Genomic DNA, 6,000 nt, shown 5'->3' with positions numbered 1-6,000 from the left:
CAGAAGCCGATAGGCTAGCGCTAGTAGAAGCGCTCAAACTGCTTGATGTTGAAGCGGATTCGGAAGCTGATAGGCTGGCACTAGTAGACGCACTTAGGCTGCTTGATGTCGAAGCGGATTCGGAAGCAGACGTGCTAGCGCTGGTAGACGCACTTAGACTGCTTGATGTCGAAGCGGATTCGGAAGCTGATAGGCTAGCGCTAGTAGACGCACTTAAACTGCTAGACGTAGACGCCGACTCGGAAGCCGATAGGCTGGCACTAGTAGACGCACTTAGGCTGCTAGACGTAGACGCCGACTCAGAAGCCGATAGGCTAGCGCTAGTAGAAGCGCTCAAACTGCTTGATGTTGAAGCGGATTCGGAAGCTGATAGGCTGGCACTAGTAGACGCACTTAGGCTGCTTGATGTCGAAGCGGATTCGGAAGCGGATGTGCTAGCACTGGTAGAAGCACTTAAACTGCTAGAAGCCGATGCCGACTCAGAAGCAGAAGTGCTAGCGCTGGTAGACGCGCTTAAACTGCTAGATGTCGAAGCGGATTCGGAAGCCGATAGGCTAGCGCTGGTAGACGCACTTAAACTGCTAGACGTAGACGCCGACTCAGAAGCGGACGTGCTAGCACTTGTTGACGCACTCAAGCTGCTAGACGTAGACGCCGACTCAGAAGCGGATGTGCTAGCGCTAGTAGACGCACTTAAACTGCTAGATGTCGAAGCTGACTCAGAAGCTGATAGGCTGGCACTAGTAGACGCGCTTAGGCTGCTAGAAGTAGACGCAGACTCAGACATCCGGGTACTAGTTGAAGCGCTCAAACTGCTAGATGTTGATGCCGATTGAGAAGCCGACGTGCTTTGTGATACCGACGTTGCATCAGCCTCACCATGACCGGAATTACCATGTAGAGCAACTCCTGCAGTATAGGTCACGCCTTGAAAAGAACCTCCCAAAGGTTTTAAGCTAGTTGATAGTTTAAGGTTCTCACTCGTTTTTTCACCTTGACCGTCTACAACAATTACGTACGTATTGAACATATTATGTGTAGCCCAATCGATACGTATTTCTTGACTATTTTTTGAAACATTAAAGGAGCTTGTGACGTCTTCAAATTTGCTTGGATTAGTATAATCATCATCCATACTCTCCCAAGGGGATTGTCGATCTTGGACTTTATAAATCTTGTGATTTGTGTTAGAAAGGTTTACACGACTACTTGTATCAGCGTTCTGAATCACACTAATTAATTGATGCGTTGGATTATAGGTTGAAATAGTATTCCCTAGAGGATTAACTTGGGAGACATACTTAAAGTTAAGATTATCAAAATCAAGTTTGACAACACGTGACTTAATATTGTATTGACCCAATTGGTAAGGAGGCCCATAAACTACATTAACATTCTTATCATCTTTATTATTACCTAAACTAACAGATATAGCAATAGCTTTCTTGGTATTCGGAGTTACCTTATCATCAATGAATAGACTTAGGCTCACTGACGCTGTAACCGTTGAACCCGGGTCAATATTAGTAAACTTATAGGTAATACGATGTGTGTCTTTATCATAAGTCCCTGTTGCTATAGGTTTATGCTGGTCATTATATATAGGAAAGTCAAATTCATTGGAGGTTATACCGTTGGGATCCATGGTCTCTGACAGTTGCAGTGTAAAGGTATCGCCAGGGGATACACCGGGAGCTTTAAATGATATGCTTGCACCAAGACTCTCTCCTGCATCCATATTGACAGTTCCAGGTGTTGCACTTCTCTCTTGAAGCGTAATATGAACGTTCTCTAACTGATTAGTCACATCTCTCCCAGTTTCCGCCACCAAAGCCTCAGGTTTTGCCGGCTCTGCCATTTCTGCCACTGGTATCGGCTCCATGCCCGAATTCTCACTAACCGACCGCACGGCTCTGGGCCGGGCAACGGCCTTGTCATTTGCTGCGCTTTCTGAGGCCAGGGCAGCCTGAGAGGCCGAGGTGCTCTCGCTACTTGATAGGGATTGGGACTGGCTTAGTGAGCTTGACTCAGACAGTTCGCTGCTGACCTGGGTGGTGGGCTCAGCAGTTTTTGCTGCAAGTGTGCTTTGATCAGCCCCTGTCTCCATCGTCAGGGTATCTGTTGTTGCTAAAGGCTGCACGGACTCTTGTGTGACCTCTTCGGCCAGGACCTGATCGCTCATGACCAGCGCCCCGCCAAGCATGGCGCCACTTGCGGCTATTCCCTTTAGCAGGCTAATCGCTGGTGAGTGGGAGGCTAACTCAGTTTCCACTTCTTGGATGCGAACGTCTGTTGGTGAAGCACCCTTGAAAAAACGTAAGAGCCCGATATTTGAGATGACCGTCCGGACCCAGTGCTTACCAGACTTGTGCATCTTGACCCGCGTTTTGCGCGAGGCTTCTTGGTAGTGATAGTTTTTCTTTAACATGATCTCTCTCCATAACATGTAACGCATCAATCGTAGTAATGTCTTATTTTACTACTAGCTTTTAGTAAAATTAAAAGACTCTGCCTTTTATATCCTGCTGTGCTTCATGGGATATAAAAAATGGGAGTCAAGCTGGTTTTCAGGCCTTTTGGTACCTTCTGGTGTTGACAAAACAATTAATCGGCTGAAATGAGCATACGTATCACAATTTAGCATAGTAATGCTGAGATTGCTATAGTCAAAACAGCATCTTTTTCTCAATTTTTTCTCCTTTTGAATCAATTGGTGAGAAAAATTTTTGGAATAATTAAAATCAACAGAATATTACCCATTGTTAGAGGTGAAGTTGTTTGTTTTTTGCATTTTTACTGCTATACTAAGGTAATACATTATCTATAAGGAAGGAGAGACCCTTGTTAGAAAATCGTTATATTGAACAAACCATTCGTGATAAAGCCCATCTAGTGATGCTCTTTTTTAATAGACCAAGCATTTCCCTGCAGGAGGTCAAAGAGATTGTCGGCTTAACTTCCTTGCAGGTAAGGCAATATTGTAAAGAGTTAGATTTGCTTTATAGCGGCAGGCTAAACATCACCCTTACAAAAGGTCATATCCAAGCGGACCTTACCGAGCCAGCTGCCTTAGAAACGTTTTTATACCCCTTGTACCGCCAGTCGGGGATCTTGCAGTTGCTTCGTTTTTTTATCATTAATCCAATCAAAAACGGTAAGTCTCTGGCGCACTTTGCCAAGGAGCAGTTTATCTCGACAGCTTCTGCTTATCGGCTAAGAGAAGCGATAGTGCCCTATATTGAGGAGATCGGCCTAAGGCTTGTGAAAAACAGCATTGTCGGTGAGGAGTATCGGATTCGCTACCTCATTGCCTTTTTACAGACCAAGTTTGGAATTGACATTTACGAGTTAACCCCAAAAGACCAGCTTATTACGCGCCATTTTCTCTTTGATAGTGCCAGCCATCTCAGACCTTCTCATCTATTGTCAGAGTCGTTTATTTTTTACAATGTTCTTTTGTCCCTATCATGGAAGCGCCATGATAAAAGCGTCCGGCTTCCTGAATCAGCGATTTTTAACAAATTGACTCGGATCTTTATCTATGAGAAACTGGCCAAGAGCATTGAAGAGATCCTCCAGCCGCAGACCGGCCTGACATTTCAAAAAGATGACTTGGATTACCTTTTTTTAATCTATCTGACTGCTAGTAATTCCTTTGCTAGCCAAAAGTGGTCCAAAGAGCATATCCAGCAAGTCAGAGCCATCTTTGAGGCTGATCCTGCTTTTTCACAATTACTCCGGGCCATCCAGCAGCTCTCGCCCTTGTTTTTGGATAAGAACGATGATTTAGTGCACATCCTGATTTACTTTTACTTGTATTTCCTTTTTGACTTGCAAGACCTCATTCCTGAGCAAGTGCGCTGTTCCTCTAGGACCTATCAGGGACATGCTGGCTTTTTCCAAGCGGTTAATCAGGTCGTTAACCAATGGCTACGTGCGATTGGGGCCAAGGGCCCTCACTGCCAGCATCTCTTTTTACTGTGCAATCACTTGGAGCAGTTGCTCAGAAATTGCCAGCCTCCAATCAAGCTGGTGTGTATCGCGGCTAATGCTGTCAATGCACGCTTGCTCAAGGATGCTATTTCTGCTTTGTTTTCCCCAAAAAGCGTTGCTGTTCATTCCTTTTACCTCTTGATTGATGATATTTACAACATCAGTGATTTAGAGCCTGACCTAGTAATCACGCATCAAAAGCTCATCCCTTTTGTCAAGAAGGAATTAACGCCAAATGTGGCTACCCTAGACTTTTCTTCTCCTGATTTCAATGGTCGGGTCTCGCAGCTGCAAAAACGCATCTTGGACCTCAAGGAAGAAAAGTACGAGAAAATCATGACTGAGCAGTTTGCCACTTCTGCCACTCAGGAGCCTGATGTTTAGGCTAACACAAAGAGGATGCTTTTTGGCACCCTCTTTTGGAGATTTATGAAAAGGGAAAATAGCAATTGACTACCTTCCATGGTTCTTAGGAACCATCATTTAGGATAGTTTTAGTATAGCTGAGTTACCTTAAAGGATTCTTAAGTTTGTTTTTGGAAAAAGTATAAAAAAGTGAGCCGCTAGTTTTGGCAGGTGTGCGGCGGCGTGTGCGCTGTGGGCTGTGCCTCTGGTCCTTGGCCGTGAACTCATCGTTATGGTTTTTTAGGAAGCGTGCTTGGAGCAAGTCTCGTTGAGTCTTCGCTGGATTGGTACTTGCCCTGCTGGGCTTTACCTTGGGACAAATGCAGAAACTTCGTGTTATGATAGAAGCATGACAAAAAAAGCACTGAGACAACAAACACTAGCGGGCCTACGGGCTATGCAGCCGACTGAGAAAAAGGCGCTTGATCTTGAGCTCTTGGCTGCTTTGCTTGCCAGTACGGCCTATCAAAAAGCACAGGTCATTGCCACCTATCTAGCGATGCCGCATGAGTTTAACACGCATCTCGTCATTGAGCAGGCCTTGTTAGATGGCAAAGAAATCCTGGTTCCTAAGGTTGTGGGCAAAGGACAAATGGTCTTTTTGCCCTACCAGCCTAATGCCTTAGAGGTTTCTGGCTATGGCCTTTTGGAGCCTAAGGGAAAGCAAGCTGTTGCTAAAGGAGCGATTGATCTGATCCATGTGCCGGGGGTAGTTTTTAATGCTGCTGGTTATCGGATTGGCTATGGTGGCGGCTATTATGACCGCTACCTAGCTGATTTTAAGGGCCAGACGATTAGTACGATTTACGCGCAGCAATTGGCAGAGTTCTCTGCTGAAGCCCATGATATTGCTGTTTTGGAGGTATTGAGCAGATGAATTATACGCTTAGACGCCATCGCGTGACCTTGTTGCTGCTAGCGGTAACACTGGTCGTTTTTGTTGCGATGCAGATCTTATATGGACCCCAGGCGACACGACCCCAGGTCATTTATCAGTTTGGCGGGATGTTTGGCTTGGCCGTTCGCGCCATGCCTAGCCAACTGTGGCGCTTAGTGACCCCCATCTTTGTTCATATCGGCTGGGAGCACCTGCTGGTGAATGGGTTGACCCTCTATTTTGTCGGGCAATTGGCCGAACGCATCTGGGGCTCGGCTAACTTCTTTTTACTATACCTGCTGGCTGGCATGATGGGAAATGCCTTTACCCTGGCTTTGAGTCCAGCAGCAGTAGCTGCAGGGGCTTCCACCTCCTTATTTGGCGTATTTGCGGCGATTATGGTTCTTGGTCTTCAGACCAAAAATCCCCTGCTGCGCTCACTAGGGCGCTCCTACCTCTCACTGATTGTGGTGAATCTTGTGCTCAATCTCTTTATGCCCAATGTCGGGATTGCTGGCCATCTAGGCGGCGCTATTGGTGGGGCACTGGCGGCGCTTTTTCTACCTAATCAAATAGGCGAGCAGCCACTGACTAAGAGCCGCAGCTGGTTAGCGGCGCTAGGCTTTTTGGTCCTCTTTTTCGGACTTGTGGCCTATAGTTTTGCTTGAAGTAAGCGAAAGCTTATAGTTATAAAAAAGGGCCCAGCAAGCCGACTTGCTGGGCCC

At 46.2% G+C, this 6,000-nt stretch carries 3 protein-coding genes and 2 pseudogenes; 3 read left to right on the top strand and 2 right to left on the bottom strand.

The features are described from left to right. Both GWD08_RS08910 and GWD08_RS08905 read right to left on the bottom strand, forming a co-directional pair. Positions 1–1,351 (bottom strand): annotated as a pseudogene (locus tag GWD08_RS08910) (fibrinogen-binding adhesin SdrG C-terminal domain-containing protein); the annotation flags it as partial. Positions 1,352–1,453: 102 nt separating this feature from the next. Continuing rightward, positions 1,454–2,428: pseudogene (locus GWD08_RS08905) on the bottom strand (accessory Sec-dependent serine-rich glycoprotein adhesin); the annotation flags it as partial. Between the two features lie 413 nt (positions 2,429–2,841). On the opposite strand from GWD08_RS08905, the gene GWD08_RS04420 reads away from it, so the two are divergent. The 3 genes from GWD08_RS04420 to GWD08_RS04410 all read left to right on the top strand — a co-directional run bounded on the left by GWD08_RS04420 (position 2,842) and on the right by GWD08_RS04410 (position 5,943). Further along, the gene (locus GWD08_RS04420) at positions 2,842–4,377 is read left to right on the top strand and encodes a M protein trans-acting positive regulator PRD domain-containing protein (RefSeq protein ID WP_159564436.1); all 1,536 of its coding nucleotides are present in this window, start codon (positions 2,842–2,844) and stop codon (positions 4,375–4,377) included. Positions 4,378–4,747: 370 nt separating this feature from the next. Then, a complete protein-coding gene (locus tag GWD08_RS04415; protein WP_159564434.1) occupies positions 4,748–5,275 on the top strand; it encodes a 5-formyltetrahydrofolate cyclo-ligase in 528 nt (175 codons plus the stop codon). Further along, entirely contained in the window at positions 5,272–5,943 is a 672-nt protein-coding gene (locus GWD08_RS04410; RefSeq protein ID WP_159564432.1) for a rhomboid family intramembrane serine protease, read from the top strand. The genes GWD08_RS04415 and GWD08_RS04410 overlap by 4 nt, the downstream gene beginning before the upstream one ends. Positions 5,944–6,000: the final 57 nt, after the last annotated feature.

It is taken from the genome of Streptococcus halichoeri (assembly GCF_009870755.1).
GTDB classification, from domain to species: Bacteria; Bacillota; Bacilli; order Lactobacillales; family Streptococcaceae; genus Streptococcus; species Streptococcus halichoeri.
The sequence above is the reverse complement of the archived record's forward strand: the minus strand, read 5'-3'. Positions and strand labels throughout refer to the sequence as shown.

Coding starts and splice junctions, on each gene's coding strand:
- GWD08_RS04415 (WP_159564434.1), top strand. CDS start 4,748: ATGACAAAAAAAGCACTGAGACAACAAACACTAGCGGGCCTACGGGCT.
- GWD08_RS04410 (WP_159564432.1), top strand. CDS start 5,272: ATGAATTATACGCTTAGACGCCATCGCGTGACCTTGTTGCTGCTAGCG.